The organism is Zoogloea sp., assembly GCF_041914405.1.
In the GTDB taxonomy this organism is placed as follows: Bacteria; Pseudomonadota; Gammaproteobacteria; order Burkholderiales; family Rhodocyclaceae; genus Zoogloea.
The window spans coordinates 86,815-112,766 of record NZ_JAYSDK010000014.1 but is presented as its reverse complement, the minus strand read 5'-3'; the positions used below and the strand labels follow the sequence as shown (position 1 = coordinate 112,766).

The 25,952-nt window shown below is 64.4% G+C and carries 27 protein-coding genes and 1 pseudogene; 8 read left to right on the top strand and 20 right to left on the bottom strand.

Annotation, left to right across the window (positions count from 1 at the left end; all coding sequences use genetic code 11):
* The 3 genes and pseudogenes from ACE3RX_RS10845 to ACE3RX_RS10835 all read right to left on the bottom strand — a co-directional run.
* Nucleotides 1-859, bottom strand: a pseudogene (locus ACE3RX_RS10845) (aconitate hydratase B); the annotation flags it as partial.
* Nucleotides 860-1,075: 216 nt separating this feature from the next.
* Nucleotides 1,076-1,462 carry a response regulator gene (locus ACE3RX_RS10840; protein ID WP_374483241.1) on the bottom strand — a complete coding sequence of 129 codons (387 nt, stop codon included), beginning with the start codon at nt 1,460-1,462 and terminating at the stop codon, nt 1,076-1,078.
* Between the two features lie 7 nt (nt 1,463-1,469).
* On the bottom strand, nt 1,470-3,998 hold the full coding sequence (locus ACE3RX_RS10835; RefSeq protein ID WP_374483239.1) for a sensor histidine kinase: 2,529 nt from the start codon (nt 3,996-3,998) through the stop codon (nt 1,470-1,472).
* Nucleotides 3,999-4,209: 211 nt separating this feature from the next.
* On the opposite strand from ACE3RX_RS10835, the gene ACE3RX_RS10830 reads away from it, so the two are divergent.
* Nucleotides 4,210-4,593: a YchJ family protein gene (locus tag ACE3RX_RS10830; RefSeq protein ID WP_374483237.1), complete on the top strand. Its 384-nt coding sequence runs from the start codon at nt 4,210-4,212 to the stop codon at nt 4,591-4,593.
* A gap of 178 nt (nt 4,594-4,771) precedes the next feature.
* Here ACE3RX_RS10830 and ACE3RX_RS10825 read toward each other — a convergent pair whose 3' ends face one another.
* The 5 genes from ACE3RX_RS10825 to ACE3RX_RS10805 form a co-directional block, all read right to left on the bottom strand.
* Nucleotides 4,772-5,005 (bottom strand): RNA-binding S4 domain-containing protein, encoded by a 234-nt coding sequence (locus ACE3RX_RS10825; RefSeq protein WP_374483235.1) that lies wholly within the window; start codon nt 5,003-5,005, stop codon nt 4,772-4,774.
* 96 nt (nt 5,006-5,101) lie between these two features.
* Nucleotides 5,102-5,434, bottom strand: coding sequence for a YkgJ family cysteine cluster protein (locus ACE3RX_RS10820; protein WP_374483233.1), 333 nt, complete (start codon nt 5,432-5,434; stop codon nt 5,102-5,104).
* Nucleotides 5,435-5,437: 3 nt separating this feature from the next.
* Nucleotides 5,438-6,151, bottom strand: coding sequence for a UPF0149 family protein (locus ACE3RX_RS10815; protein ID WP_374483231.1), 714 nt, complete (start codon nt 6,149-6,151; stop codon nt 5,438-5,440).
* On the bottom strand, nt 6,148-6,843 hold the full coding sequence (locus ACE3RX_RS10810; RefSeq protein ID WP_374483229.1) for a tRNA (guanosine(46)-N(7))-methyltransferase TrmB: 696 nt from the start codon (nt 6,841-6,843) through the stop codon (nt 6,148-6,150). The genes ACE3RX_RS10815 and ACE3RX_RS10810 overlap by 4 nt, the downstream gene beginning before the upstream one ends.
* Before the next feature lie 9 nt (nt 6,844-6,852).
* The gene (locus tag ACE3RX_RS10805) at nt 6,853-7,827 is read right to left on the bottom strand and encodes a tRNA dihydrouridine synthase (RefSeq protein WP_374483227.1); all 975 of its coding nucleotides are present in this window, start codon (nt 7,825-7,827) and stop codon (nt 6,853-6,855) included.
* A gap of 157 nt (nt 7,828-7,984) precedes the next feature.
* Between ACE3RX_RS10805 and ACE3RX_RS10800 the strand changes: the two genes are divergently transcribed.
* Nucleotides 7,985-9,313, top strand: a complete 1,329-nt coding sequence (locus ACE3RX_RS10800) for a TAXI family TRAP transporter solute-binding subunit (protein ID WP_374483225.1) — start codon at nt 7,985-7,987, stop codon at nt 9,311-9,313.
* Between the two features lie 70 nt (nt 9,314-9,383).
* Entirely contained in the window at nt 9,384-9,995 is a 612-nt protein-coding gene (gene xpt / locus ACE3RX_RS10795) for a xanthine phosphoribosyltransferase (protein ID WP_374483223.1), read from the top strand.
* A gap of 108 nt (nt 9,996-10,103) precedes the next feature.
* On the opposite strand, the gene ACE3RX_RS10790 is transcribed toward xpt, so the two are convergent.
* The 8 genes from ACE3RX_RS10790 to ACE3RX_RS10755 form a co-directional block, all read right to left on the bottom strand.
* Nucleotides 10,104-10,919, bottom strand: coding sequence for an extracellular solute-binding protein (locus tag ACE3RX_RS10790; protein WP_374483221.1), 816 nt, complete (start codon nt 10,917-10,919; stop codon nt 10,104-10,106).
* Nucleotides 10,901-11,647 (bottom strand): ATP-binding cassette domain-containing protein, encoded by a 747-nt coding sequence (locus tag ACE3RX_RS10785; RefSeq protein WP_374483219.1) that lies wholly within the window; start codon nt 11,645-11,647, stop codon nt 10,901-10,903. Before ACE3RX_RS10785 ends, ACE3RX_RS10790 begins: the two co-directional genes overlap by 19 nt.
* Nucleotides 11,644-12,348: an ABC transporter permease gene (locus ACE3RX_RS10780; RefSeq protein ID WP_374483217.1), complete on the bottom strand. Its 705-nt coding sequence runs from the start codon at nt 12,346-12,348 to the stop codon at nt 11,644-11,646. The genes ACE3RX_RS10785 and ACE3RX_RS10780 overlap by 4 nt, the downstream gene beginning before the upstream one ends.
* Nucleotides 12,349-12,366: 18 nt before the next feature.
* Complete coding sequence (locus tag ACE3RX_RS10775) at nt 12,367-12,678, bottom strand: hypothetical protein (protein ID WP_374483215.1); 312 nt, start codon at nt 12,676-12,678, stop codon at nt 12,367-12,369.
* Between the two features lie 3 nt (nt 12,679-12,681).
* Entirely contained in the window at nt 12,682-12,933 is a 252-nt protein-coding gene (locus ACE3RX_RS10770) for a MoaD/ThiS family protein (protein ID WP_374483213.1), read from the bottom strand.
* Nucleotides 12,930-14,216 carry an NAD(P)/FAD-dependent oxidoreductase gene (locus tag ACE3RX_RS10765; protein WP_374483211.1) on the bottom strand — a complete coding sequence of 429 codons (1,287 nt, stop codon included), beginning with the start codon at nt 14,214-14,216 and terminating at the stop codon, nt 12,930-12,932. The genes ACE3RX_RS10770 and ACE3RX_RS10765 overlap by 4 nt, the downstream gene beginning before the upstream one ends.
* A gap of 111 nt (nt 14,217-14,327) precedes the next feature.
* On the bottom strand, nt 14,328-16,175 hold the full coding sequence (locus ACE3RX_RS10760) for an aldehyde ferredoxin oxidoreductase family protein (RefSeq protein ID WP_374483209.1): 1,848 nt from the start codon (nt 16,173-16,175) through the stop codon (nt 14,328-14,330).
* A 10-nt stretch (nt 16,176-16,185) separates the two neighbouring features.
* Entirely contained in the window at nt 16,186-16,659 is a 474-nt protein-coding gene (locus ACE3RX_RS10755) for a 4Fe-4S dicluster domain-containing protein (protein WP_374483207.1), read from the bottom strand.
* A 345-nt stretch (nt 16,660-17,004) separates the two neighbouring features.
* Between ACE3RX_RS10755 and ACE3RX_RS10750 the strand changes: the two genes are divergently transcribed.
* Entirely contained in the window at nt 17,005-18,321 is a 1,317-nt protein-coding gene (locus ACE3RX_RS10750; protein WP_374483205.1) for an MFS transporter, read from the top strand.
* 10 nt (nt 18,322-18,331) lie between these two features.
* Here the strand turns inward: ACE3RX_RS10750 and ACE3RX_RS10745 are convergent, their stop codons facing one another.
* Complete coding sequence (locus ACE3RX_RS10745) at nt 18,332-19,231, bottom strand: LysR family transcriptional regulator (RefSeq protein WP_374483203.1); 900 nt, start codon at nt 19,229-19,231, stop codon at nt 18,332-18,334.
* A gap of 90 nt (nt 19,232-19,321) precedes the next feature.
* Here ACE3RX_RS10745 and ACE3RX_RS10740 point away from each other — a divergent pair, with 90 nt between their 5' ends.
* The 3 genes from ACE3RX_RS10740 to ACE3RX_RS10730 are packed head-to-tail and all read left to right on the top strand — an operon-like array spanning nt 19,322 to nt 22,549.
* Nucleotides 19,322-20,122: a substrate-binding domain-containing protein gene (locus tag ACE3RX_RS10740; RefSeq protein WP_374483201.1), complete on the top strand. Its 801-nt coding sequence runs from the start codon at nt 19,322-19,324 to the stop codon at nt 20,120-20,122.
* Between the two features lie 15 nt (nt 20,123-20,137).
* Nucleotides 20,138-21,451 carry an MFS transporter gene (locus ACE3RX_RS10735; RefSeq protein ID WP_374483199.1) on the top strand — a complete coding sequence of 438 codons (1,314 nt, stop codon included), beginning with the start codon at nt 20,138-20,140 and terminating at the stop codon, nt 21,449-21,451.
* Nucleotides 21,452-21,469: 18 nt separating this feature from the next.
* Nucleotides 21,470-22,549 (top strand): AbrB family transcriptional regulator, encoded by a 1,080-nt coding sequence (locus ACE3RX_RS10730; RefSeq protein ID WP_374483197.1) that lies wholly within the window; start codon nt 21,470-21,472, stop codon nt 22,547-22,549.
* 394 nt (nt 22,550-22,943) lie between these two features.
* Here ACE3RX_RS10730 and ACE3RX_RS10725 read toward each other — a convergent pair whose 3' ends face one another.
* The gene (locus tag ACE3RX_RS10725) at nt 22,944-23,165 is read right to left on the bottom strand and encodes a hypothetical protein (RefSeq protein ID WP_374483195.1); all 222 of its coding nucleotides are present in this window, start codon (nt 23,163-23,165) and stop codon (nt 22,944-22,946) included.
* Nucleotides 23,166-23,258: 93 nt separating this feature from the next.
* On the opposite strand from ACE3RX_RS10725, the gene glp reads away from it, so the two are divergent.
* Nucleotides 23,259-24,506 (top strand): gephyrin-like molybdotransferase Glp, encoded by a 1,248-nt coding sequence (gene glp, locus ACE3RX_RS10720; RefSeq protein WP_374483245.1) that lies wholly within the window; start codon nt 23,259-23,261, stop codon nt 24,504-24,506.
* On the opposite strand, the gene ACE3RX_RS10715 is transcribed toward glp, so the two are convergent.
* Nucleotides 24,503-25,498 carry a CapA family protein gene (locus ACE3RX_RS10715; protein WP_374483193.1) on the bottom strand — a complete coding sequence of 332 codons (996 nt, stop codon included), beginning with the start codon at nt 25,496-25,498 and terminating at the stop codon, nt 24,503-24,505. The two genes, glp and ACE3RX_RS10715, sit on opposite strands and share 4 nt — an antisense overlap.
* Nucleotides 25,495-25,890 carry a hypothetical protein gene (locus ACE3RX_RS10710; protein WP_374483191.1) on the bottom strand — a complete coding sequence of 132 codons (396 nt, stop codon included), beginning with the start codon at nt 25,888-25,890 and terminating at the stop codon, nt 25,495-25,497. The genes ACE3RX_RS10715 and ACE3RX_RS10710 overlap by 4 nt, the downstream gene beginning before the upstream one ends.
* Nucleotides 25,891-25,952 lie beyond the last annotated feature (62 nt).

Genomic DNA, 25,952 nt, shown 5'->3' with positions numbered 1-25,952 from the left:
CCATCGTGTTGAAGAAGATCGGGGCGATCTTGGAGCCCAGGCAGACGCCACCGAAACGCTTGTTCGGAACGTAGGGGATGTCTTCGCCGGTGAACCACAGCACGGAGTTGGTGGCGGACTTACGGGAAGAACCGGTACCGACCACGTCACCGACGTAGGCGATCTGGTTACCCTTTGCAGCCAGACCTTCGAGCTGCTTCAGCGGGCCACGGGTACCCGGCTCGTCGGCTTCGATGCCCGGACGCGGGTTCTTCAGCATGGCCAGCGCATGCAGCGGGATGTCCGGACGGGACCAGGCGTCCGGAGCGGGCGACAGGTCGTCGGTGTTGGTTTCGCCGGTGACCTTGAAAACAGTCAGCTTCTGGCTGGCGGGAACGGCGGGACGGGACGTGAACCACTCGCCATCGGCCCAGGACTGGATCACAGCCTTGGCGTTGGCGTTGCCGCCCTTGGCCAGTTCGGCGACGTCATGGAAGAAGTCGAAGACCAGCAGGGTCTTCTTGAGGCCTTCGGCAGCCACGGTGCCCACTTCGGCGTCGGCCAGCAGGTCGATCAGGGGCTTGACGTTGTAGCCGCCCAGCATGGTGCCCAGCAGCTCGGTGGCCTTGGCGCGGGAAACGAGGCCGACGGACAGTTCGCCCTTGGCAACCTTGGCCAGGAATTCGGCCTTAACCTTGGCGGCGTCGTCCACGCCGGCGGGAATACGGTAGGTCAGCAGTTCCACCAGGAAAGCTTCTTCGCCGGCCGGCGGGTTCTGCAGCAGCTCGACCAGAGCTTGGGTTTGCTGCTTGGACAGGGGCAGCGGCGGGATGCCGAGGGCGGCGCGCTCGGCAACATGCTGGCGGTAGGCTTCAAGCATGGATACATCCTTCCTAGACGGTGGTTACATGACGGTGGTGCTGACGCGCGCGACCGGCTGGTTAGGCCCTGGGCGCCTCTCCCTAATGGACTGGCACCATTGTTATAAAAGACCGGAGCCAAGTCTTATATATATTATATTTTATTTCTCTCAGGATTGTGCGCCTGCACCAATCCAATTTTGCAGCTGGCTCGCGGCGTGCAAGACCTGTCCGGCCTACTTGCTGAAACAGGCCACCAGCGCATCTTCGACGGCCTTGAAGGTGATCGGCTTGATCAGCAACTCGTCGAAGCCGGCATCGATCAGACGCTGCTTTTCATCCGGCAAGGCATGGGCAGTATAGGCAATCACCGGCAAACCGCTGAAGCGCGGGTCGGAACGCAGCACAGCCAGCACCTCTTCCCCCGACATGCCAGGCATGCTGATGTCGAGCAGCACGATGTCGAAGTTGCCCGCTCGGAGGCGCTCGAGCGCCGTGGGGCCATCCTCCGCCTCCTGCGCCTGCAGCCCCAGCCGGCTCAGGAAGGCAATGGCAAGACGCCGGTTGATGGCGTTGTCGTCGACAACGAGGACTTTTTTCTGCTCGGGAGACTGCTCGCTCATGGATGACTCAGGAGCCGGGCTCCTGCAAAGGAAGATGGAAGGTGAAGGTCGAACCTTCGCCGACCCTCGACACCACGGTCAAGCCCCCACCCAGAAGATTGGCCAGTTCCCGCGCAAGCGCCAGACCGAGGCCCGAGCCGCCATGATCGCGGGTGACGAAATGGTCCAGTTGCCGGAACTTCTCGAAGACGAGTTCCAGCGCTTCGGGCGGAATTCCGCGACCGGTATCGAAGACCGCGAAGGCCAGCTGGGAACCATCCCGACTGACCCGCAGGCCGATTTTGCCATTTTCGGTGAACTTCACCGCGTTGTTCAACAGATTGTTCAGGATCTGCCGAACCCGCAACACATCCGTGCGCACTGTCGCCGGCAGATCCGATGCCAGTTCCAGTTCGACCCCCAGGCCCTTCGCGCGGGCGTGGGCCCGGTGCGCCGCCACCAGTTCGTTGGCAAGTCGTGCCACTTCCACGTCCGACGGCTTAAGCTCGATCCCGCCGGCTTCGATTTTGGCCAGATCGAGGATGTCATTGACGATGTTGAGCAGGTGCTCACCGGAACTGTGGATGGTCGCGGCGAACTCCCGCTGGTCGGGCTCGGTCAGTTCCAGACGCAACAACTCGGAATAACCGAGAATGCCGTTCAGCGGCGTGCGTAACTCATGGGACATGCTGGCGAGGAATTCCGACTTCAGCCGGTAAGCATCTTCGGCCTTGCTGCGCGCCTCTTCCGAACGCTGGAAGGACTCCTGCACGGTGTCGGCCATGCGGTTGAAGGAGCACGCCAACTGTCCCATTTCGTCGTCAGAGCGCACTTCCAGCCGATGGGACATCTCCCCTTTCTCGAAACGGCCGAGCCCCTGGATCATGTCGGTGATGCGCCGCGTGATGAACTGGGCCATCCAGATCGCGACGACGATCACCAAGCCACCCATCATCAAGGTTGACAGGCCCAAGGCTGTTGCGGTCTCAGCCAGGTTACGCCCGATGGATTCGAGCAGCCCCTGACGACGGGCCTGAAAGTCCCTGTCCCGCTCGGCGATGGTGGCGCCGATGCGCTTGGCAGACTCGGTCGCCGCGCGGTGGAAGTCATCCACGTTGGCGCCGATGGTGACGAAGCCAAAGCCCTGCGGCGTGCGGCCGTACTGGCCGGTGTAATAGGGAATTGCGGCCGCCGTGGTGAGCTTCCACAAGCCCGAGAAGAAAATCTCGAAAGAGCCTGAGCCCCCCTTCTCCGTCAGCTGGTTCCAACCTGTGCATTGAGGCGAGAAATTCAGATAACGGCAGTCCAGCGCCACCGTACCAGCCTTGATCTGGGCAGCGGCCGGCTTCTTCTTCAACGATTGGCCATCGAAGGGCTTCACACCGGCCAGAAAATCCTGCGCCGATTTCCCGGAGGCCTGCCAGGCCTCGTACAGGGACTGATCCAGCCAGGACACCACCGGCTCGCCAGTGGCGGGATCGTAGCCGGGAATGAAGTAGTCCCGCGGGTGGGAAATCGCCCGGCTGTTGTGATCCCACATGAAGGCGTAATTGCCAACAATGGCATCGCTGATCTGGGTATAGCGGCGATCGGTCGGGCTGAGGCGGTCGGTGAACTGGCGGATGTGGTCGTGATCGAGCGCCAGCGTCACATAGCCTGTCACCCTGCCGCCCTGAACCACCGGCATGGCCCAGCGCACGATGGCGCGGAAGTGTTTGCCGACCGGGTTCTCCGTTCCCGCATAGGCTGACTCCTCCGGCTTGAAATCGACACCCGCCTTGCGCGCGCTTTCCGGCAGGTAGGCGCCGATCACCCGGCTGCCCACGTAGGCACCGATGACTTCCGAAACATAGATCTCGCCCGGCTTCAGCCGCTTGAGCTCCGGCCAGTAGCGCTCGGCCTTGAGAAACGTGCCCTCCGGCCGACTCACATCCCGCAGGCCGGGCTGGGTCAGCGTTCCCGTCGTAACCTTGACCCGCTCCCGCCCCTGTGTATCGATGAAGCTCATTTCCACGAACAGCGGACGTTGCTCCGCAACGCCGAGGAACTCGGGCGGCCGCGCACTGAAAGCCTTCGCATTGTCGCCAAGGGCCTGGCGCGGATCAGCAGCCAGCCTGGCATCGGCAGCTTCGGGCTCGACAGGCTCCCAGCGCTTCTGATCCGCAGAAAGCTGCCAGCTACCATGCCCGTAAAGGGTCCGGCTGCGGTGCGCCAGGAAGCGGCGATAGACCGCCGGGTCAGGTGTCAGCTCAGCGGCCTGGCGCACGTCTGAGTCCCGATCGTAAAGAAAGGCCGCCACGGCCCGGGCAGTATCCGTGGTCAGCCGCTCCATGCCTTCCCGGGCCCGGTCGTCGAGGGCGCGGATGGCATCCCCGGTTGCCGCGTCGCCCACCTGCTTGACTGTCGCCAGCATGGCTTCCGCCATGGACTCCGCCTGGCCGCTGACGCTCTGGCCCAACCGTTGCGCCATGCTCCACGCCAGCAAGGCCAGCAACACCAGGGGAACCACCTTGATGACCACGAAAATCGCGATCAACTTGGCGCGGATCCCCTTCATCCACATTCCGAACGCCATTCCTCTCCCCACTGCCGACTTGCCGTTGAAGGACCGTCGACCACCCCGCTATCAATCGGACTTTCCCTGTATCCCGGACTTATCGGCCCTGAGCCGGAAATCTCAAGCGCAGACACCGAATGCCACACACCTTGCTGCCAAGCCGGAATCCCGCCGAAAATACCGGCCCGACCCACGACCACCAGGCCTGCCAATGCCCTCCTGCCCCTGCGGCTCTCCGGCCGATTACGCTGCGTGCTGTGGCCAATACATCGACAGCAGTGTCAGCGCACCGAGCGCCGAAGCCCTGATGCGGTCCCGCTACACTGCGTTCACGCTCGGCAACGAAAGCTACCTGCGTGCCACCTGGCACCCAGACTTCCTGCCTCCCGACCTGCACCTGGCCGAAGATCCACCCACCAAATGGCTGGGGCTGGAGGTGAAGCGTCACGCGCAACAGGATGCGGATCACGCCATCGTCGAATTCGTGGCGCGCTACAAGATCGGCGGACGGGCTCACCGCCTGCATGAAACCAGCCGCTTCGTGCGCATCGACGGACGCTGGCTATACAAGGATGGGGACATCCATCCGCGCTGAAATCGGGACGCAGAATCAACCGCGCCCCGGGCACCCTGGATTCTCATCACGCCGGTGTATGAAACACTAAAGAAATAAGACGACCGCCGGTACCAGAACGCTCCACCGCCCACTCTGCGAGCACAAAAAACAAAGGGGCGATACGCTCGCCCCTTCGTCACTCCGAAAAACCTGCCGCTTACACGGTCTCCGCCACATCCGCGGCAATCAGCTCGATGGTTTCACCGGCAAAATCCACACGCTGGCCTGGTCGCAGCTTGGCCCGCTTGCGGTTCTCGATATCTCCGTCCACGAACACGTCGCCGTCCGCCACCCGCTGCTTGGCCTCGCCGCCGGAACCGCACAGGCCCACGGCCTTCAGGAGCTGGTCGAGCTGGATGAATTCGCCTTCGACGGAGAAACGAATGGTCATGGTGACACCCCTTGCGTGTGTTAAGGAAACGTTGCTGTCGGAGGGGATTGTGTCAGAGCCCGATCGCGCCGCCAAGCGGCTTGATAGGGCATGGATTCACTCGCCGAGCGGGGCCATCCCATGCCGCCGCCGGGCCTTTGCGCAGCCTGCATCGCCAAGGTTGAGGGCCGCGTAGGGCGCGAAATCCCGGCATGGGCCAGGGCGCTTTTCGTAGATCGTGCACTTCACTTCGCGGCCCACCTCACCGGCCAGCGCGATGCAGCGCGGCTCCGCTTCATCGGTACCGCGCATGCGCACCAGCGTCGCGGTGAGCGGCACCGTCAGCGCCACTGGCACGCAGCCGCCGGGCGTGCTTTCCAGATCGGCGATATGGAAATCCACCCGGAAGCTGGCACAACAGGCACCGCAGCTCAGGCAAGGGTCAGCCACAGCTCAGTTCGCTCCGCAGCACTTCTTGTACTTCTTGCCGCTACCGCAGGGACAGGGCTCGTTGCGGCCCGGGCCGCTCTTGGCTGCACCCGTCGCGGCGCTGACCGCCACCGGCTCCGGTGCCGGCAGACCGAGCGCGCGCCAGTTCTGGTAGAGGTGCTGGACCGCAAAGCCCTTCTCTTCCAATTCAGCCAACTGCGCTTCCGTATCGGCCGGCACTGCGACTTCCTCTTCATCCCCGAGGATGGTTTCCAGCAGCGCCTCGGCGATGGAGGTGTCGCCTACCTTGTCCGGCCACTCGGACGGCCACATCTCGAAGCCCTGCTCGAAGCCGTTGCCCCATTCCTCGCCGATGGCGGGATCGTCGTCGCCGCCCTGGGCGTAGCAGAACGGCTGCCAGCCCTCAGCCTCGCCTTCTTCGTCGCCCTCTTCATCGCCGATCATCGCGATCAAGTCGTTGTGGTAGCGGAGCACCAGCTCGATGGCCTTCTGCAGGGACGCGCCGGAGCCGAAGCCCACCTCACCCTCGTCGGCGGTCCACACCGCCGGCAGCCAGTCTTCCACCGGAATCGGCAGCGGCGAGGCGACGATGGCGGCCAGGTAGCCGTCAAGCATCTCCAGGTTCATGCAGTCGGCCGGCACTTCGTCCGACACCAGCAGTTCTTCAAGCTGCTCAAGTTCTTCTTCGGTCAACGGAATGGATTGAGCGGTGGTCATTGCGGGGTTTCCTCCACGGTCGGTTGGCGATCGAGCTCCACCACACACCGGTAAAGGGTCTGGCCGGAATCCCGGTACTTGCGTTCGAATGGGGTCAGCGGCGACGGCGCCTCGAAGGACTCCCACGGCAGCTGGCGGCCGATCAACAGCCCCAGCGCAATGGCGAATTCTTCCACATAAATGTTCCAGTTACTGCGGCACTCCAGCCGTCCGCCGAGGCGCGGCACGAAGGGAAAGACCGGGTGCGCATGCCAGCGCCGCGCCAGGTGGCCGATCTTCGGCCACGGATTCGGATAGAGGATGTAATGGCGCGCCAGGCGGAGGCCAGCGTCGGCCATCAGGCGCCAGTAGTCCACCAGGTCGGCGCGCACGAAGATCATGTTCTTCGGCAGTAGCGCGTCCGGGTAGGGCTTCTTGCGACTCAAGCGGTCTTCCGACTGGTCCACGCCGATCACCCAGTGGTCGGGAAAAGCCCGCGCCAGCTGGATGGTGCTGTGGCCCACGCCGCAGCCGGAATCGAGGATCAGCGGTGCCTTGCCATCCCAGCCGGCCAGGCTGGCCTCGAAGGCCGCCTTGTTGTGGTCGAGGACGGGTTTGCGGAACTCGCAGCTGGCGTGCTTGGCCACCCGCTCGACAAGATGTTCATGGACGCCCTGCTGGGCGCTCTCGGGAATCTTTGAATTGGCGTACATCGGTTTGGGTCAGGCGGCGGCCTGCAGCAGCGGCACGCCATGGCGGCGCAGGACCTGGTCGATGGCCCGGCACTCGGGCTGAGCGCGCAGGTCCTGATAAAGAAGTTCAGCGGCCGGGAAATTGCGCCGTAGCATGTTGATCCATTGTTTCAGGCGGCCAGGCGCGTGGCGCGGCTCGACCTTCAACTGCACCCGCTCCCAGAAGTCGCCGATGAGGTGCAGCAACTCGCCCCACTCCGCGTCCCTGTCAGCCGGCACTTCGGCACCTGCAGCGATACGCCGCGCAAGGAAGGGATCGGACACCGCGCCGCGGCCGAGCATCACGTCGTCCGCGCCACTCACCGAGCGGCAACGCCGCCAGTCGTCCTCGCTCCACACCTCGCCGTTGGCCACCACTGGCAGCTTGACCACGTCGCGGATGCGGGCGATCCATTCCCAATGGGCCGGCGGACGGTAACCGTCGCGCTTGGTGCGGGCATGCACCACCAAGCCTTCGGCGCCACCGGCCTCCAGCGCCCGCGCGCAATCGAGCGCGAGGGAGGTGTCCTCCACGCCGAGGCGCATCTTGGCGGTGAAGGGAATGTGCCGCGGCACCGCGCGGCGCACCGCACCGGCGATCCGGTACAGGCATTCGGGATCGGCCAGCAGCATGGCGCCACCGCCGTGGGAGTTGACGGTCTTGGCCGGGCAGCCGAAGTTAAGATCGACCCCCGGCGGCGACAGCTCGCACAGCCGCTCAGCGTTCTCGGCCAGCGCGGTCGGATCGCTGCCGAGCAGCTGGACCACCACCGGCGTGCCGCCGGATGTGCGCCCACCGTTATCGATCTCCGGGCTGATGCGGCGATAGGTGCGATGGGGCAGCAGGCTGCCGGAGACGCGGACGAACTCCGTCACTGCGCCGTCGTAGCCGCCCACCTTGGTCAGCACGTCGCGCAGCAGGTAATCGGCCAGCCCCTCCATGGGTGCAAGCAAGAGTTTTCCCATCTAATTCAACACACACCGCTCACGGTCGAAGGGCGCGATTCTACGGCGAATCGGCACGCCGATCCCAAGGTTTTTTGCCACCATGCTCACATCACAGGCTGTTGAACAGGCGTAACATTCGCCCCCCTGAATCCACCTGCCATCACAGGAGCTCCCCATGCGCCGCCTGAGCACTACCAGCAGCCGTCGCGACCTCCTCGTCCTCGCCCTGCCGGCCGTCTTGCTGGTCATCGCTGCCTTCGCGCTGGCCTGGCAGTTCGTGCGGCCGGCGCCGCCCAAGAAGATCGTCATCAGCACCGGGGCCGTTGGCGGTGCCTACCAGTTCTTCGGCGAGCGCTACCGGGACAAGCTGGCCCAGGAAGGCATCGAGGTTGAATTGCGCCCCTCCACCGGCGCCGTCGAGAACCTGATGCGCCTGAAGACCGACGACAGCGTGGACGCGGGTTTCGTGCAGGGCGGCATTGCCAACGAACCGGATTCGGAAGACCTGGCCACCCTCGGCAGCATGTACCTGGAGCCGGTGTGGGTGTTCTACCGGGGCAAGGACGACTACGAGCGCCTGACCCAGCTGAAGGGCAAGAAGATCGCCGTCGGCGTGCAGGGCAGTGGCGCCCAGCTCTTCGCACTGCAGCTGCTGTCGGCCAATGGCTTTGCCACCCACGACCCGGCGTTGGTAGCCATCGGCGGCATGGACGCGGTAGACGCCCTCAAACGCGGCGAGGTGGATGCCTTCTTTGTGGTTGGCGCGCCGCAGGCGCCGGTGGTGGACGCGCTGCTCCACACGGAGGGCATCAAGCTGCTCGATTTCGTCCAGGCGGAAGGCTACGTGCGCCACTTCCCGCACCTGCTGACGGTCACCCTGCCCCGTGGCGCCATCGACATCGCCAACGACCGGCCGGCCAGGGACATCCACCTGCTCGCCGCCACCGCCAACCTGGTGGTCAAGGCCGACATTCATCCGGCCATCGTCACCCTGCTCCTCAAGCATGCCCGGGAGATTCACAGCACACCGGGCCTGCTGCAGGCGGCCGGCGCCTTTCCTGCGCCGCAAGACCATGCGCTGCCGCTGCATCCGTCGGCGCGCCGCTTCTATGAGAGCGGCCCACCCTTCCTGCAGCGCTACCTGCCGTTCTGGCTGGCGGTGCTGATCGACCGCCTGATCGTCATGCTGCTGCCGCTGGTGGCGGTGGTGATTCCCCTCTCCAAAGTGTTGCCGGGCATCTACAACTGGCGTATCCGCTCCCGCATCTACCGCTGGTACGGCGAGCTGAAATACCTGGAAAACGAGCTCGACCAGGCGCCGGCTACCGCTCATGACACGGACGCCATCGATGCCTTTATCGTGCGCCTCGACCGCATCGAGCAGCGCGCGCTGCACCGCAAGCTGCCGCTGGCCTTCAGCACCGAGCTCTACACCCTGCGCGAGCACATCGAGCTGGTACGTGGCCGCCTGCAGCGTCTTGCGGAAACTGCCACAGGCCACTGAAAGTCAAATTGATAAACTCGTCGTACAGGCGGCCATCCGACCGCCGGCGCGACGCAAAACGAGCCACACCATGAGTCCCCATCTCGATCTCACCGCCCCTTACGCCCCGCTGGTCCATCGCATTGAAAAGGAAGCCACCGTCGAGAACGGCCAGATCCTGCGCATCGACCACTTCCTGAACCACCGCATCGAGCCGGCCTTCATCTTCGAGCTGGCCCATGAACTGGCGCGGCGCCTGTCCTTCTTCCAGCCCAACGTGATCCTCACCGCCGAGGCAAGCGGCATCGCGCCGGCGCTGATCGTCGCCCAGACCCTCAGCGTTCCGCTGGTGTATGCCAAGAAGTATTCGCCGCAGGTGGAGGCGCCGGCAATCTCCCGGATCATCCCGTCGCCGACCAAGGGCGGCCACACCCGGCTGGTCATCTCCCAGCGCTACATCAAGCCCGGCCAGCGGGTCGTCATCGTGGACGATTTCCTCGCCAACGGCCGCACCGCCACCGCGCTGATCGACATGGTGCGGGAGGCCGGTGCCGAGGTGCTGGGCGCCGGCTTCGTGGTGGAAAAGCGCTTCAAGCAGGGCCGCGAGCACATCGAGGCACTTGGCGTCCCGGTGTCGACCCTGGCCCAAGTGGAGCGCCTGGAGCATGGCCACGCCATCCTGACGCAGCCGAAGGCCGAGTAAGCACACTCCGGCCTCTCCCTTGCGGGGGTTGTGGGGGCGAATTCATTCGCCCCCACAGTCCTGACTCACAACCTTCCCGTCTGCAGCACACAGGCCGAGCCCATCGCCTCACTTCGACAGCGGATAGAACAGCTGTTCATTACCGATGCGATAGGCTGAGATCGCCCGCCGGCCTTCGGCCGAAGTGAGCCAGTCGATGAACTTTTCGCCGGCAACCCGCTTCACGTGCGGATGCTTGGCCGGGTTCACCAACATCACTCCGTAAGGGTTATAGAGCTTGAGGTCGCCCGCGTACAGGATGGTCAGATCCTGGCGGTTCTTGAAGCTGGCCCAGGTGCCGCGGTCGGCCAGCGTATAGGCCCCCATGCCTGCCGCCATGTTCAACGTCGGCCCCATGCCGGAGCCGGCCTCCTTGTACCAAGCCTGCCCCTTCGGCTCCACGCCCGCCGCCTGCCAGAAGCGCAGTTCCGCCGCATGCGTCCCGCTACGATCGCCGCGAGACACCCAGGGGCTGCCCTTACGGGCGATACGTACGAAGGCTTCGGTCACATCCTTCGCCCCCTTCACGCCGGCCGCATCCGCCGCCGGACCGACCAGAACGAAATCGTTGTACATCACGTTGCGCCGGTCGATGCCATAACCGTCGGCAACGAACTTCTCTTCGGCCGGCCGATCATGCACCAGCACCACGTCCGCATCGCCGCGCCGCCCCACGTCCAGTGCCTGGCCGGTGCCAAGGGCGACCACCTTCACGGAGACGCCGCTTTCCTTCTCGAAGATCGGCAGGATGAAATTGAACAGGCCCGACTGCTCGGTGGACGTGGTGGACGCCACCACGATGGTCTCGCCGGCCTGGGCCACGGAAACCAGCGCAGTTAAACCCAGCGCAACCGACCTGAGGAACTTCAAAACGCCATACGCCATGGTAGTTCTCCCTGGATGTAGAGCCGCGCGGCCTGGGAGGCCGGGCGGGCAAAGAAACGTTGGACCGGCGCGTGCTCGCAGACGCGGCCAGCGTCGATAAAGACGATGTCGTCGGCCAGGCGGGTAGCCTGACCAAGGTTGTGGGTGGTCATCAGGATGCGCGTGCCCTCGGTGCGAATCTCCCGCACGATACGCTCAATGGCTTCCACCGAGGACGGATCGAGGCTGGCGGTCGGTTCGTCGAGAAGCAGCAGACGCGGGCGCGTCACCCAGGCCCGCGCCAGCGCCAGGCGCTGACGTTCGCCGCCGGACAGGCCACGGGCGCCGTCATCGGCCCGATGGGCCAGGCCGACACGTTCGAGCACCGCACGGGCCCGTTGCCGCCGCTCCGCTGCCGGCACGCGCTGCGGGCGCAGCGCCAGTTCCACATTGCCGAGCACAGAATCGCGCAGCATCTTGGGCTGCTGGAAAACCATCGCCACGCCAAACTCGGGACGGCTTCCACCGCCCCATTCGATCTCGCCGCTGTCAGCTTCGAGCAGGCCACACAGGGTGCGCAGCAACACGCTCTTGCCCGCCCCGTTGGGGCCGAGCAGGATCGTGATGCCCTCACCGCCCAACTCCATGCTCAGCCCGTCGAGCACCCTGCGTCCTCCGGCCTGCCAACACAGTTCGTGGATGCGCAGCGGAAACAGGGACGGCGCCGGCGCCATGTCGTCTGCCCTCATGCGTAGCGCCTCAGCGCCCACTGGCGCAGCGCATGGGCCAGGCCGTTGAGCAGCAGGATCACCGACAGCAGCACCAAGCCCAGCGCGATCGCCAGCGGCAGGTCGCCCTTGCTGGTCTCCAGCGCGATTGCGGTGGTCATCGTGCGGGTGGAATGATCGATGTTGCCGCCGACGATCATCACCGCCCCCACCTCGGACATCGCCCGCCCGAGGCCCGCCAGCACCGCCACCAGCAGGGAGTGACGACAGTCGTGGAGCAACACGCGGACGCTGTCGAACCAGCCGAAGCGCATCGCCGTCAGCTCTTCCTCATATTCCCGCCAGGCGTCCTCGACGACCTGCCGGGCGATGGCCGCCATCAGCGGCACCACCAGCAGGGTCTGGGCGACAACCATCGCCGTTGGCGAATACAGCAGCCCCAGCTCACCCAGCGGCCCGGAGCGGGACAGCATCAGATAGACCACCACCCCCACCACCACCGACGGCAGGCCCATGCAGCCGTTGAGGATCACCACCAACGCAGTCCGGCCAGGAAAGCGCCCGACGCCCAGGCAGGCACCCAGCGGCAGCCCGACCAGCGTACCGAACAACACCGCCAAGCCGCTGACTCGCAGGGACAGCAGCACGATCCCGGCGACCTGCTGGTCGAAGCCGGCGAGCAAGGCGAAGGCGTCGAAAAAGGCCTGCGTGAGTCCATTCATGCGCAGAACAATACCGGCTCAGCCGCCGCCGCGCTGCATCGCGAGATCGATGCGGGCCAGCAGCGCCGTGCGCGCAGCGCGGTCGCCCGCAGTAAAGCGCAGGCGTGCATGCAGCACTGGCAGGCGGAACAGACCGATGCAGCGCTCCGGCATCTCGCTGAGGTCCACCTCCAGCACCGCGCAGCCGTCATCGGCACGCAACCGACCCGGTTTCAGCGCGCTGACGCCCTGCGGCAGCGCCAGCCGCAGGCCTCGTTCGAACTCCGCCAGCGTCGCGCCGACCTCCCGTACGAAGCCCTCCGGCGCGCACACGTCCTCCCCCCGCAGCAAGCATCAGCCTCCAGCAATTGGCGGCCAGATGGCGAGCTCGTCGCCCTCCTGCAGCGCGTGTTCGGGACGCCCAGCAGGCGCGATGTAATGACCATTCACCAACACGAGGTGCGCGCTCTTCTCCGGCAGCTGGTAGCGCGCGATCAGCTCGCCGACCGTCGTGCCGGGTTGCACGTCGAGCTCGATGCGGTTGCCGCGCCGCTCGGCCGGCAGGTAGTCGGACAGCGACGCGAACAGCTTGAAGACGACTCTCATGCGAAGGCGGCCACCGGGTGATGTCGGGCCACCGAGTCCGGCTGGGTTGCCGCCAGGTAGGCCTCGAAGAAGCGTTGCGGCGCATGCAACAACACGTCCTTCCACGGCCCCAACTTGAGCTTGCCCTGGATCATCCCGCGCAGCGCCCCCACGTGCTGTGTCATGCCGATAGAAGTGGCGCCGATCAGTACGTCGTCCTTGAACTGCAGACTGAGGTAGCGGTAGGCGGCCTCGTCCACATGCTCGACACCCTGCCCGTCCGGCTCACCCCACCATTGCCCGAAGGACGTGGAGATCAGCCCCAGGGTGTCCAGCACGTTGATCGCCAGCACGCCCGGCATGCGCGCGTTGCCGCCGGCCATGTTGATCGCCGCCACGCGGGCCTGGTCGGCCGCGTTCGGCTGGATGGCCGATACCAGGTGGGCACCGGTGAACAGGTCCGGCGCCTCGGCCACGTCGCCGGCAGCGAAGATGCCCGGTACCGAGGTCTCCATGCGCGCATCCACCAGCACGCCCTTGGCCACATGCACCGGCGTCGCGTCCAGGAAGGCGATGTTGGGCGCCACGCCGGCCGCGACGATCAGCAGGTCGCAGGGCAATAGATCGCCGGTGGACAACTTGACCGTCAGGGGCGCGCCGCCGGCGTCGCCCCGCTCGATACGCTCAACCCCCGCCGACGTAACGACACGGATGCCCTTTTCCTGCACCCAGCGCTTGATCATGCCGCCGGCCTTGGGCGTCATCATGCGCGGCACCATGCGGTCGCCCATTTCGACGACGGTCAGCTCGACACCGCGCTTGGCCAAAGCCTCCATGATGATGCAGCCGATGAAGCCGGCACCGAGCTGGATCACCCGTGCGCCGGGTTTGGCATGGGCGGCGATGGCCCGCGCATCAGCCAGGGTCCAGCAGGTTTGTACCTCCGGCAGATCCACGCCGGGGATCGGCGGGCGCACTGGGTGAGAACCGGTCGCCACCAGCAGGCGGTCGTAGCTCTCGAAATGGCCGTCGGCGAACAGCACCCGCTGCTGCGCGGTGTCCAGCGCCACCGCCCGGGCATTGAGCTGACGCACGCCGAGCTTGTCGAAATGGTCCGGCGTCTTGCGCAGCCAGGTGCCGGACTCGTCGATGTTGCCTTCCAGCAGGTAGGGAATCGCCATCCGCGAATAGGACGGCTCGCTCTCACAGCCAACCATCACGATCTCGTCACGCGGCGCCGCGCGGCGCAGGGCTTCGACGGCCACCACGCCCGCCGGCCCGTTGCCCAGGATGAGGTGTTTCATCGGGAAATCCTCGAATCAGGATCGCGCCGACGCGTGCCGTCAAGCAGCATCGGCGCGGGAAGCAGGAAAGGATGAAGAGAGATGGCGGGACACCGCCCGCCATCCGCTTCTTCAGAGCCCCAGGCGCTCCAGGGTTTCGGCGGTCGGCACCCCATCCGGCGTCCACCCGCGCAACTTGTAGTACTCAGGCAGCATCGTCGCGAGGCCGTTCACCAGGCCCTTGGCCGGACCGGTCTTGGCCGGTTCGGTGGTCAGGCGTGGCGGCAGGTTGTCGTCCTTGCTGGTCAGGCCCGCCGCATTGTTGAACAGGCGCTCCATGTTCCAGATCCGCTCGCCCATCGCATTGAGCTTTTCCATCGACCAGTCGCCTTCGCAGGCCGCTTCGATCTGCGGCTGCACATCGGCCACGGTCCATGCGAAGGACGTGAACACGCAGATGCCGGCTGCGTCGAACACCGCCGTCGCATCCTGGAAGGCCTTTACCAGCTCCGGCTTGCCTTCGGTGGTGAGCGGATCGGTCTTGACCGGAATCCCCAGCACTTCCGACGCCACCGTGTAGCCGCGCAGGTGACAGGCGCCCCGGTTGGACGTGGCGTAGGCCAAGCCCATGCCCTGGATGCCACGGGCATCGTAGGCCGGGAATTCCTGGCCTTTGACCGTCATCGACAGTTCCGGGTGGCCGTACTTGGTACACAAGCGCTTGGAACCCTGCCCGATTTCCTTGCCGAAGCCCTCTCCGCGGGCGGTCATCTCAGCCAGGCGCGCCAACGCCTCGGCGGAGCCGAAAGGTGCCTCGATACCAAGCTGCTCCTTGGTCAGCACGCCCGTTTCGTACAGTTCCATAACGGCGCCGATGGTCGCACCGAAGGAGATCGGGTCCATGCCCTGCTCGTTGCACAGGAGGTTGGCGTACTGCAGCGCCTCCAGGTCACCCACGCCGTTGGCGGCACCGAGCGCCCAGGCCGCCTCGTACTCCAGGCCACCGGAGGCGCCCCAGTACTTGGGATTGTTGACCACCGTAAAGTGGCCCTTGTCGATCTCGGAGATACGCCCGCAGGCGATGGTGCAACCGAAGCAGGCCGCGTTGGTAACCAGCTGCGGCTTGCCGTCGGTGGGCCGCTTCTCGTGCATGGCCTCAGCCGAAATCTTGCCCGCGTCCTCGAACTGCACGTCCTTGTGGTTGCGGGTCGGCAGTGCGCCGATCTCGTTGATCACGTTCATCAGCACCTGGGTACCGTACTTGGGCAGACCCTGGCCGGTCACCGCGTTGTCGGCCAGCACCTTCTTCTTCTCGGCAGTGATCTTCATGAAGGCCTTCATGTCCTTGATGCCAGACACGCCCTTGGTACCGCGCAGGGCCACTGCCTTCAGATTCTTCGAGCCCATCACCGCGCCAACGCCGGAGCGGCCGGCTGCCCGGTGCAGGTCATTGACGATGCAGGCGAACAGCACCTGGTTCTCACCAGCCAGGCCGATAGACGACACGCGGATCAGCGGGTCCTGGTGGTGATGCTTGATCGCCTCCTCGGTCTCCCAGCAGCTCTTGCCCCACAGGTCGGTCGCATCGACCAGTTCGGCCTTGTCGTTCTCGACGTACAGATACACCGGCTTCGGCGAGCGGCCTTCGAAGATGATCATGTCCCAGCCGGCAAACTTCATCTCGGCGCCAAAGAAGCCGCCGGAGTTGGAGCACGCGACAGCCCCCGTCAGCGGCCCCTTGGTGACCACCGTGTAGCGGCCGCCGGTGGACGCCATCGTGCCGGTAAGCGGCCCGGTGGACATGATCATTTTATTGTCAGGCGACAGCGGATCGACCTTCGGGTCGATCTCCGACACCAGGTACTTGGTGGCCAACCCGCGGGAGCCAAGGTATTCGTCGGCCCACTCCATGTTGAGCGGCTCTTCCTTACAGGTGCCGGCAGTGAGATCGACACGCAGCACTTTCCTGTTCCAGCCCATGGTCGCCTCCTTATTCCGTGACGGCCGTGTTGGCCTTGGCAGCCCACGCCCGCATGCGGTCGAGGCCGGTCCAGTCGGCGTCCACATAGGTGATCGCACCGGTCGGACAAGCGGTCGCACAGGCCGGATCACCGCCGCACAGGTCGCATTTCTGGACCTTGCCGGTGTCCTGGTTGTAATTGACGGTACCGAAGGGACAGGCGATGGTGCAGACCTTGCAGCCCACGCAGACGTCGTCGAAGACCTGCTTGGCACCCGTCGCCGCATCGAGGCGGATCGCATCCACCGGACAGGCGTTCATGCACCAGGCCTCGGTGCATTGGGTGCAGGTGTAGGGAACCTTGCGCCCCTCGGTCTCGAAACTGAAGACCTTGATGCGCGACTTGGAAGGATTGATGACCCCGGTGTGCTCTACCGAACATGCCATTTCACACTGCAGGCAGCCGGTGCACTTCTTGGGATCAATGTGCAGGGATTTCCACATCGAACGGTACCTCCTCCAGATGGATCACGAACCGGCCGGTGCGGCCACTGCTGGGCCGAAGGGTCACTCCATGGAGCGCCTCGAACATCCGCCGGACTCAATCTCCCGCCATGGCCCACCCGAAATGGGCCGCGTGTCTTTTGAGAATACGCCGCCGCATCGTGATGTCAATGCGCGGCGCGGCAAGGCGGGAGGGGCAGGTTTGAAACGTGATGCGAGGGGGCGGAAGGCGGTCGCTCACAGCGAACGGACAACCGGGCGTGGTCAGTAGTCCGGAAGCTGCCATCGGCACCAACGCAGCGATATCATCCCGAGCACTGACCTCGTCGCCCGCCATGAGAAGAGATGGACCCGGAAAGCCAGGAGAAAAATGCCGAAGAATCCGAGTACGCTCGCCAGTCCCGTGTCAGGGCGATTTTGCGGGTCACCAGCGGCAACTTCCTCGAGCAGTTTGACTTCTTCCTTTTCGGCTTCTTCGCCGTCAGTATTTCCCGGACCTTTTTCCCGTCGGGCAGCGAGTTCGCCTCCCTGATGCTGGCGCTGAGCGTTTTCGGTGCCGGATTCCTGATGCGTCCCCTCGGGGCTGTCGTGCTGGGCGGCTATATCGATGAGGTCGGGCGGCGCCGTGGATTGATCGTGACATTGGCCATCATGGCCTGCGGCACCGGTCTCATCGCACTCGTGCCCTCCTACGCAAGCCTGGGCATTCTGGCTCCGATACTCGTCGTCGTCGGCCGTCTGTTGCAGGGCTTTTCGGCCGGGGCGGAGATGGGCGGGGTGTCCGTCTATCTCGCGGAGATGTCTCCCCCTGGACACCGGGGCCTCTACACGGCATGGCAATCGGCAAGCCAGCAGGTGTCTATCGTCCTTGCTGCCGCTCTCGGCTACGGGCTGCACCACTGGCTTTCCCCCCAGGAGATTGACGAATGGGGCTGGCGCATTCCCTTCTTGATCGGCTGTTCCATCATTCCCTGCATCTTCATGCTGCGAAGAAACCTGGAAGAGACAACCGCGTTTCATGCCTGCAAACACCCGCCGGATACCCGGGAGCTGTTCGCGACCCTGCGTGCCCACTGGGCGACGGTGTTTTACGGAATGCTGCTGGGGGCGATGACGACCGTCACGTTCAACTTGATCACGGTCTACACCCCGACCTTCGGCCGCACCGTCCTCAATCTGTCAGCCACTGACAGTCTGTTGGTCACGCTTTGCATCGGAGTCTCGAATTTTCTCTGGCTGCCGATCGGCGGTGCGCTTTCCGACCGGGTCGGCCGGCAGGCGGTCCTGATGACGATCGCCACGCTCGCGCTGGCGAGCGCCTATCCCGCGTTCGCCTGGCTGGCGGGCAGCCCGAGCCTGCCCCGACTACTGGGCGTGCAGTTGCTCTTCTCCATGTACTACGGTCTCTACAACGGCGCCATGATCCCGGCGCTCATCGAGCTCATTCCATCCAGGATTCGCGTCACGGGGTTCTCGCTGGCATTCAGCCTGGCCGCAGCCCTGTTCGGGGGTGTGACCCTGGCGATGTCCACCTTCCTCATCAATGAGACCGGTGACAGGGCCGCACCGGGCTACTGGATGAGCTTCGCCGCCGGCTGCGGCCTCGTTTCCACGCTGATGCTTTACCGCAAGAAGCCATCGGCACATGCCCTCACACCTTAGCGCCGGCCGCTCATAAGGCCCGGACGGCCTGCTCCAGAAGTTCAGACAGCGCCTGCGCCGCCGGCTGAAGCCGTCCGCCCTTGCGGGTGATCAGTCCCAGCGTCCGGGTGATGTCCGGATCCGTCAGGGGAATGCTCACCAGATTGGGATACACATTGTCGCCGAGCGCCAGCCCCGGCAATACGGCCACACCGAGCCCGGCGGCCACCATGCTGATGGCGCCAGTCACATGGTTGATCTCGTACTGGATGCTGGGCCGTCTTGCGACCTTGGCCAGGGCGTTATCGATCAGCATCCGATTGCCGCTGCTTTGCGAGACGGATACGAGCTTTTCACCGGCCAGGTCCGCCCACACCACCGTTTTCTCCCCCGCCAAGCGATGGTCGTTTCGTGCCATCAGGACATAGTGCTCGGTATAAATGGCCTTGAAATCGATGTCGGCCTCCTGGGTGCCGATGAAATTCACGCCGAAATCCGCCTGTCCGGCCACCACGCAATCCAAGACGTCCCGTGCACTCTCGTCAATGACCTTGACCCGGACGCCCGGGTGGGTTGAGGCAAATTCCTTCAGCACCGTCGGCAAGAGGTAATTCGCCACCGAGGGCACGCAGGCGATCGTAAGGCTCTCCCGGCGTAGCACCGTCCGTTCCGCCATGCCCTGCATGGCCATCTCCAGCTCTTCAATCACCGCCTCGGCGTGCCCCAGAAACTGCCGGCCTTCATCCGTCAGGGAGACACGCCGCGTCGTCCGCTCCAGCAATCGAATCTGCAAGCTGGCCTCCAGTTTCTCGATACGCCGGCTCAATGCGGGCTGGGAAATGAACAGGCTCTCGGCCGCCGCCTTGAAGCTTGATTTCTCCGCCACGGCAATGAAGGCCTGGAGTTCGCTGATCTCGAAGTTGATGCGCACGGCTCATTAATCCATGAAATAAATGCAATTAACCTTTTAATCCGCGGAATGCATTATTGCAGCGGCCCACCATAAACACAAAGGAGACAAATGATGACGTGCTGGACGCCGGGCCGGAGCATGCTGCGGGGAATCATCGCAGCCAGCCTCGGCCTCATGGTTTCAATCGCCGCTGCCGATGACATCCACGTCGTCAGTTCCGGCGGCTTTGCTGCCGCCTACCGGGCACTGGCGCCCTGCTTCGAAAAGCAAACCGGCCACCATCTGGTGATCGCTTGGGGACCTTCCATGGGTGAGACCCCGCAAGCAATTCCGAATCGCCTGGCCCGGGGGGAAGACATCGACGTCGTCATCATGGTCGGCACTTCCCTGGATGAACTGATCAGCCATGGCAAGGTACTGGACGCCCAGCACCAGGTTTTGGCCCGCTCCAGGATCGGTCTGGCGGTCAAGGCCGGAGCGGCCCGGCCGGATATCTCAAGCATGGAGGGCCTGAGGAAAGCCCTGCTGGCGGCCAAGAGCATTGCCTACTCCGACAGCGCCAGCGGCGTCTTCCTGTCGACGGTGCTTATCCCGCGCATGGGCATTGCCGAACAGATCAAGGGCAAGAGCCGAATGATCCCCGCAGAACCGGTGGGGCAGGTGGTTGCCCGGGGGGAGGCGGAAATCGGGCTGCAGCAGATCAGCGAGTTGTTACCGATCCCAGGGATCGATCTTGTCGGCGCCTTGCCTGACGCCGCCCAGCAGATCACGCCCTTCTCCGCCGGCATCGTCGCAGACAGCAAGGCCCGGGAAGCGGCCAAGGCGCTCATCAACTACCTCGCCTCACCCACCGCGGCCCCGCTGATCCGGCAGACCGGGCTCGATCCGGCCAACGACAACGCTCACTAGCCTTTGGAGCCCACCATGAAAAACACCAAAGCAGCCCGCGCCTCGAAGATCTCTACGGTCTTGCGCGTTACCAGCGGCAACTTCCTGGAGATGTTCGACTTCTTTCTGTACGGCTTCTACGCCACGTACATTTCCAAGACGTTTTTCCCGAGCGACAACGAATACGCATCTCTGATCCTGACCTTTGCCACCTTCGGCGCGGGCTTCCTGATGCGTCCCTTGGGGGCGGTTCTCCTGGGCAGCTATATCGACCGCATCGGTCGCCGCCAGGGGCTGATCGTGACGCTGGGCATCATGGCCTTCGGCACCATCCTGATTGCCTTCGTGCCGGGTTACGCCACCATCGGCATCGCCGCCCCCATCCTCGTCCTGATCGGCCGCCTGCTGCAGGGCTTCTCGGCGGGGGTGGAGCTGGGCGGGGTGTCGGTTTACCTGGCTGAAATGGCGACGCCCGGCCACAAGGGCTTCTACGTCAGTTGGCAGTCAGCCAGCCAGCAGGTGGCCATCATGGCGTCGTCGGTCATCGGCTACCTGCTCAGCCAATGGCTGCTCCCGGCCGACATCAACGCCTGGGGATGGCGCATTCCCTTCTTCATCGGCTGCATGATCATCCCGGTGATCTTCATGATCCGCCGCTCCCTGCAGGAGACCGAGGAATTCCTGGCGCGCAAGCACCACCCCACCTTCAAGGAGATCGTCAGTTCCATCGCGCACAACTGGCGCATCGTGATTGCCGGCATGATGATGGTCGTCATGACGACGGTGTCCTTCTACCTGATCACCGTCTATACGCCGACCTTCGGCAAGAGCGTGCTCAACCTGAGTTCCGCGGACAGCCTGCTGACCACATTCTGCGTCGGCATGTCCAACTTCTTCTGGCTACCCGTCATGGGTGCGGTATCCGACCGGTTCGGACGTCGGCCGGTATTGCTGACCTTCACGATCCTGCCGATTCTCACCGCCTATCCGATCCTGTCCTGGCTGGTAGCGAACATCAGCTTCGAGAACCTGCTAGTAACCGAACTCTGGCTGTCCTTCATGTACGCCAGTTACAACGGCGCGGCGGTGGTGGCCCTGACAGAAGTGATGCCCAAGCATGTTCGCACGGTTGGCTTTTCCCTGGCCTATAGCCTGGCGACAGCGGTTTTCGGCGGATTCACGCCGATGATTTCGACCTGGCTCATCGAAACCAGCGGCGACAAGGCGGCCCCGGGATACTGGATGACGTTCGCGGCAGTCTGCGGCCTGATCTCCACCGTGATCCTGTACCACCGGGGCGGGATCGCCGAGCGTGGCGCTCCCGCGCTGGCACCGCAGGGACAAGCCTAGTCCCGGAGTCATGCAGTGATGAACAAAGCCTCCGAACCGGCTACCGCATGGGCTAGCCTATTGCGTCAGCTTCCAGCGATGGCCGGCAGCATCGTGGTCGCCGGAGCGGGGGCGCTTTTGTGGCGATTCGGCAATCTGCCACTGCCGTGGCTGGTGGGGTCCCTGTACGCCATAGCCCTGGCACGCATCACCGGCCTGCCCTTGCTCGCGCCCCCCTGGGCCAGGCAAGGGGGGCAGTGGATCATCGGCAGCAACATGGGCTTGTATTTCACCTCAGCCGTTCTGGTGGAACTGGTCTCCCACGCCCCCCTCATCGTCGGGATGGCGTTCGTTTCCATGATGATGGGCGTGGCCGGCGCCATGCTGATCGTCCGCTGGCGTTTGGCCGATCGACCCACCGCATTTTTTTCGTCCATGCCCGGCGGGGCCTCGGAGATGGCCAACCTTTCCGATCTGTGGAACGCCTCCGTGGACAAGGTGGCAGCGGCCCACGCAACCCGGGTCATGTTGGTCGTGCTGATCGTTCCCCTCGCCTTGACACTGTTTGGCCGCCACGGGGACAGCAATGCATTACTCCATTCCAGGAGCGTCCAGTGGCAGCACTTTCCGCTGATGGTGGCCGCAAGCCTTGGGGGCGTCGGTTTGTTCAAATTGTTGCGTCTACCCAATTCCTGGGTGCTTGGTACGCTTTCGGCCATCGCCGCGCTGTCGGTCCTCGGCCTCCCCCTGTCCGGGCTGCCGGACTGGCTGACGGCCGGTGGGCAAATGCTGATCGGCATTTCCCTAGGCTGCCGGTTCGGCCCCGGATTTCTGCGCAAGGCGCCGGCATTCATCGCGTGCGTTGTTGCCGTCAGCCTGGTGTTTCTGGCTGTGACGGCCTCCCTGGCGTTCCTGCTGGCCGCACCAATGGGCCTGGCCCTTCCCGGCCTCGTGCTCAGTTTCGCCCCGGGGGGCATTGCCGAGATGTCGATCACTGCGAGCCACCTGAACCTCGGCGTTCCACTGGTAGTCGCGTCGCACGTCGTCCGTACGACCATCCTGACGCTTCTGGCCCCCGTCGGCTTTCGTATCTTTTGTCGGCTGAATGGAGGCGGCTGAGAAGTTCAGGTGAAGCCACACGCTTGGTGAGCGGCAGCTTGCGTCACAACTAAGGTTGAACGATCTGACCACCTCGAATTTTGCGACGGCCCGCAATGGATCGGTGACGACCTGTCACATCCCTTGCACTAGAGGTCCGCTTCGGCCGAGATGCACGCACAGGCCACTACGGAACGCGATGAAGAAGGATCTGTCTTCCGCTCACCGGGCCCCGACCGCAGGCGAGGCTTCCGGCCCAATGTGTGCCGGATTCCCTGAGCGTCCGGACTGTCCTGACGGGGCCACATGAAGCTTATGCCCCGTGAAAAAAACACGCTGTGGGGCCGCGAAATGATTGAGCGGCGCCACCCATTCATTTTTCCATATGAAAAAAATTTTTTTCCGCATGGAACATTCAAAATTTCATATGACAGAAGCCATCATTCACGCCACAGAATCCCCCAGCGGCAAGGAATAATGGTTTTTTCACGCCATCCACAGATTCCGTGACGTGAAAAAATGGTCGGGCGACCACGCCGGGGAATTTCGTCATATGACGAAATCTTCCAGTGGCGCCACTGGGTCTTTTTGTCACCTGAAAAATCATTTCTGTCATGCGAAAGAAAGTTCTTTTCATATGAAAAAATCCCTGCGCGCCGCCTCGTGGCCAAGCAGCCACCCGATGTGCTATTAATCCGGCTCCGCCCCCAGCAGGAGACGCGCGATGGACATGGATGCAGGCTGTAGCGGCCCCAACGACCGCAAGTCGATCACCGCCACCGAGGCTAAACGAATCATCCTCGGCCGCGTCCAGCCGCTGGCCGGCTGGGAGCGTGTGGCAATCCGCTCCGCCCTCGGGCGCATCCTCGCCGACGACGTGGTCGCGCCTTGCAATGTGCCGGCCCACGACAATTCGGCAATGGACGGCTACGCGGTACGCGCCGACGATCTGCAGACCGATGGCGAGATGGCGCTGCAGGTAGTCGGCACAGCGCTGGCCGGTCGCGGCTTTTCCGGGCTGGTCGGCCCCGGCCAGGCTGTGCGCATCATGACCGGCGGGGTGATGCCCGCCGGTGCCAACACCATCGTCGTGCAGGAAGTCGCGCGCAGGGACGGTGGCACAATCGTCGTGCCGCCCGGCATCCGCCGCGGCCAGAACGTGCGGCGCGCCGGCGAAGATCTGGCCGAGGGCGCTGTCGCCCTGCCCCGCGGCAAGCTCATCGGCCCGGCCGAGCTGGGACTGGTGGCGTCCCTCGGGCTGGCCGAAGTCAGCGTCCATCGTCGCCTGAGGGTGGCCTTCTTCTCCACCGGCGACGAGCTGGCCAGCATCGGCCGGCCGCTGGCGCCGGGCGAAGTCTATGATTCCAACCGCTACACGCTGTACGGCGCCCTCGCCAAGCTGGGCTGCGACATTGTGGACATGGGCGTCGTCCCGGACCAACCGGAGGCCCTCGAAACCGCCTTCCGCAACGCGGCCGCCTGCGCCGACGTGGTGCTGACCACCGGCGGCGTGTCGGTCGGCGAGGCGGACTTCATCCGCGCGCTGATGCAGCGCCTCGGCGAGGTGAGCTTCTGGAAGATCGACATCAAGCCCGGCCGCCCGATGGCCTTCGGGCGCATCGGCGACACGTGGATGTTCGGCCTGCCGGGCAACCCGGTGGCGGTGCTGGTCACCTACTACCAGTTCGTCGTCGATGCGCTGCTGAAGATCGCCGGCCTCGACCCGCTACCCGAACGCCCGCTGACCCGCGTGATCTGCAGCGAGGCAATCCGCAAGCTGGCGAACCGCCGGGAATTCCTGCGCGGCCGCCTGTTCGAGGATAACGGCGAGTGGAAGGTCCGCCCGGCCGGCAAACAGGGCTCGGGCATCCTGCGCTCCATGTCGGAAGCCAACTGCTTCATCGTGCTAGACGAGAACCAGGGCGACGTCGCGGCGGGCGACGCGGTCCACGTCCAGCTGTTCGACGGACTGGTTTAAGGCTTTCCGACCGGCTCTGCGCCGCTGCGGCACTGGCGCACGTGCCGGTCGCCTCGCGTGCCGCAGGGGGTCAGCGCGTCGGGGGCCAGCGTGGGCAGGCCTTCGCCATCCATGTGCGCCTCGACGGTGTGCCAGCGCCGCACGCCACGCCGGTCGATGCTGAACTGCAGCAGCCAGCCGGTCTGGGCCTCCGGGAAATCGAAACCGTCGAAGACGAAGTTGCCGAGGCTGTAAATGATCGGCCGCCCCTTGTAGATCTCCGCACCCTGCGTGACATGCGGATGGCCACCGACCACCGCCGCTGCACCGGCGTCGATCATCTTGTGCGCAAGCCGGCGTTGCCGTGCTCCGGGCTCCGGCTCGTACTCCCAGCCCCAGTGCATGAAGGGGATCACCAGGTCGGCACCCGCCCGCTTCGCAGCGCGGATGTCCGAGATCACCTCGCTGTCCTCGCTCCATGCAATGCCAGGCGTGTTGGCGCCGGCTTCAAAGGAGCGCGGCTTGAATTCGTTGTAGGCGAGGATCGCAATGCGCAGCCCCTTAGCGTTGATCCACAAGGGCTTGTGCGCCTCGACGAGATTGCGGCCTCCGCCAACCACCTTGACGCCCGCCGCTGCGATGTGGTCCATCGTCTCGACGAAGGCCGCCTTGCCGAAATCACCCGCATGGTTGTTGGCAACCGCCAACGCATCAAAGCGCCCTTTCAGCACCTTCACGACGTCAGGCTCGGCGCGAAAGACGTAGGGCTTGTTCGCCATCGGCGTACCCGCCTTCGCCACCGCACATTCCAAGTTGCCAATGCGGTAGTCCGCGCCGGCAAGCAGCGGCGCCACCGCGGAGAAAGGATCGCGCCCCGCAGCAATGGCCTTGCCCGGACCGTCGGCGAGCATGATGTCGCCGGCGAAAAGAATGCGAAGTTCTCCGGCGTGCACGCCCTGTGCCACACCGCACAGCCCCGCCAGCACGGCAGCGGATGCCAGCCACTTTTTCATCGCGCGCCTTCCTTTGTCACTTCGCACCAGTAGCTCAACTCCCCGTCACGGTACGGTTCGTAGATACGCTGCAGCCCAGTGAAGCCGTAGCGCTGCCCCACTGGCCGTGGCGGCCAAGGATAGCGGGCCTCCTGGATCATCACCGGCTCGTTCTGGCGATTCCAGAACACCTGGATGCGCACGCCGGCCAGATCTGCAGGCATGTCGCGCAGGATCACACGCAACTGGAAATCGTCGTAGATCGGACGCGGCGCCACGGTATAGGGCGTTTCGACGGCGTCGAACGACACCTTCTGTGCGGCTCCGTCGTACTCCGTATGGCAAACGATGCGCGGCGCCGCAAGAACCAACTGCGGCATGACGGCAAAGAGCGCAATGAAAGGGAAACGCATGGAACACCCGTAAATGAAAAAAGCCGACCGGCTCATGACCGGTCGGCTTCATGGATCAACTG

Excerpts from the sequence above, each read along its gene's own strand:
- ACE3RX_RS10840 (WP_374483241.1), bottom strand. The coding sequence starts at position 1,462 with ATGAGCGAGCAGTCTCCCGAGCAGAAAAAAGTCCTCGTTGTCGACGAC.
- ACE3RX_RS10835 (WP_374483239.1), bottom strand. The coding sequence starts at position 3,998 with ATGAAGGGGATCCGCGCCAAGTTGATCGCGATTTTCGTGGTCATCAAG.
- ACE3RX_RS10830 (WP_374483237.1), top strand. The coding sequence starts at position 4,210 with ATGCCCTCCTGCCCCTGCGGCTCTCCGGCCGATTACGCTGCGTGCTGT.
- ACE3RX_RS10825 (WP_374483235.1), bottom strand. The coding sequence starts at position 5,005 with ATGACCATTCGTTTCTCCGTCGAAGGCGAATTCATCCAGCTCGACCAG.
- ACE3RX_RS10815 (WP_374483231.1), bottom strand. The coding sequence starts at position 6,151 with ATGACCACCGCTCAATCCATTCCGTTGACCGAAGAAGAACTTGAGCAG.
- ACE3RX_RS10810 (WP_374483229.1), bottom strand. The coding sequence starts at position 6,843 with ATGTACGCCAATTCAAAGATTCCCGAGAGCGCCCAGCAGGGCGTCCAT.
- ACE3RX_RS10805 (WP_374483227.1), bottom strand. The coding sequence starts at position 7,827 with ATGGGAAAACTCTTGCTTGCACCCATGGAGGGGCTGGCCGATTACCTG.
- ACE3RX_RS10800 (WP_374483225.1), top strand. The coding sequence starts at position 7,985 with ATGCGCCGCCTGAGCACTACCAGCAGCCGTCGCGACCTCCTCGTCCTC.
- xpt (WP_374483223.1), top strand. The coding sequence starts at position 9,384 with ATGAGTCCCCATCTCGATCTCACCGCCCCTTACGCCCCGCTGGTCCAT.
- ACE3RX_RS10790 (WP_374483221.1), bottom strand. The coding sequence starts at position 10,919 with ATGGCGTATGGCGTTTTGAAGTTCCTCAGGTCGGTTGCGCTGGGTTTA.
- ACE3RX_RS10785 (WP_374483219.1), bottom strand. The coding sequence starts at position 11,647 with ATGAGGGCAGACGACATGGCGCCGGCGCCGTCCCTGTTTCCGCTGCGC.
- ACE3RX_RS10780 (WP_374483217.1), bottom strand. The coding sequence starts at position 12,348 with ATGAATGGACTCACGCAGGCCTTTTTCGACGCCTTCGCCTTGCTCGCC.
- ACE3RX_RS10770 (WP_374483213.1), bottom strand. The coding sequence starts at position 12,933 with ATGAGAGTCGTCTTCAAGCTGTTCGCGTCGCTGTCCGACTACCTGCCG.
- ACE3RX_RS10765 (WP_374483211.1), bottom strand. The coding sequence starts at position 14,216 with ATGAAACACCTCATCCTGGGCAACGGGCCGGCGGGCGTGGTGGCCGTC.
- ACE3RX_RS10760 (WP_374483209.1), bottom strand. The coding sequence starts at position 16,175 with ATGGGCTGGAACAGGAAAGTGCTGCGTGTCGATCTCACTGCCGGCACC.
- ACE3RX_RS10755 (WP_374483207.1), bottom strand. The coding sequence starts at position 16,659 with ATGTGGAAATCCCTGCACATTGATCCCAAGAAGTGCACCGGCTGCCTG.
- ACE3RX_RS10750 (WP_374483205.1), top strand. The coding sequence starts at position 17,005 with ATGGACCCGGAAAGCCAGGAGAAAAATGCCGAAGAATCCGAGTACGCT.
- ACE3RX_RS10740 (WP_374483201.1), top strand. The coding sequence starts at position 19,322 with ATGATGACGTGCTGGACGCCGGGCCGGAGCATGCTGCGGGGAATCATC.
- ACE3RX_RS10735 (WP_374483199.1), top strand. The coding sequence starts at position 20,138 with ATGAAAAACACCAAAGCAGCCCGCGCCTCGAAGATCTCTACGGTCTTG.
- ACE3RX_RS10730 (WP_374483197.1), top strand. The coding sequence starts at position 21,470 with ATGAACAAAGCCTCCGAACCGGCTACCGCATGGGCTAGCCTATTGCGT.
- ACE3RX_RS10725 (WP_374483195.1), bottom strand. The coding sequence starts at position 23,165 with ATGAAAAGAACTTTCTTTCGCATGACAGAAATGATTTTTCAGGTGACA.
- glp (WP_374483245.1), top strand. The coding sequence starts at position 23,259 with ATGGATGCAGGCTGTAGCGGCCCCAACGACCGCAAGTCGATCACCGCC.
- ACE3RX_RS10715 (WP_374483193.1), bottom strand. The coding sequence starts at position 25,498 with ATGAAAAAGTGGCTGGCATCCGCTGCCGTGCTGGCGGGGCTGTGCGGT.
- ACE3RX_RS10710 (WP_374483191.1), bottom strand. The coding sequence starts at position 25,890 with ATGCGTTTCCCTTTCATTGCGCTCTTTGCCGTCATGCCGCAGTTGGTT.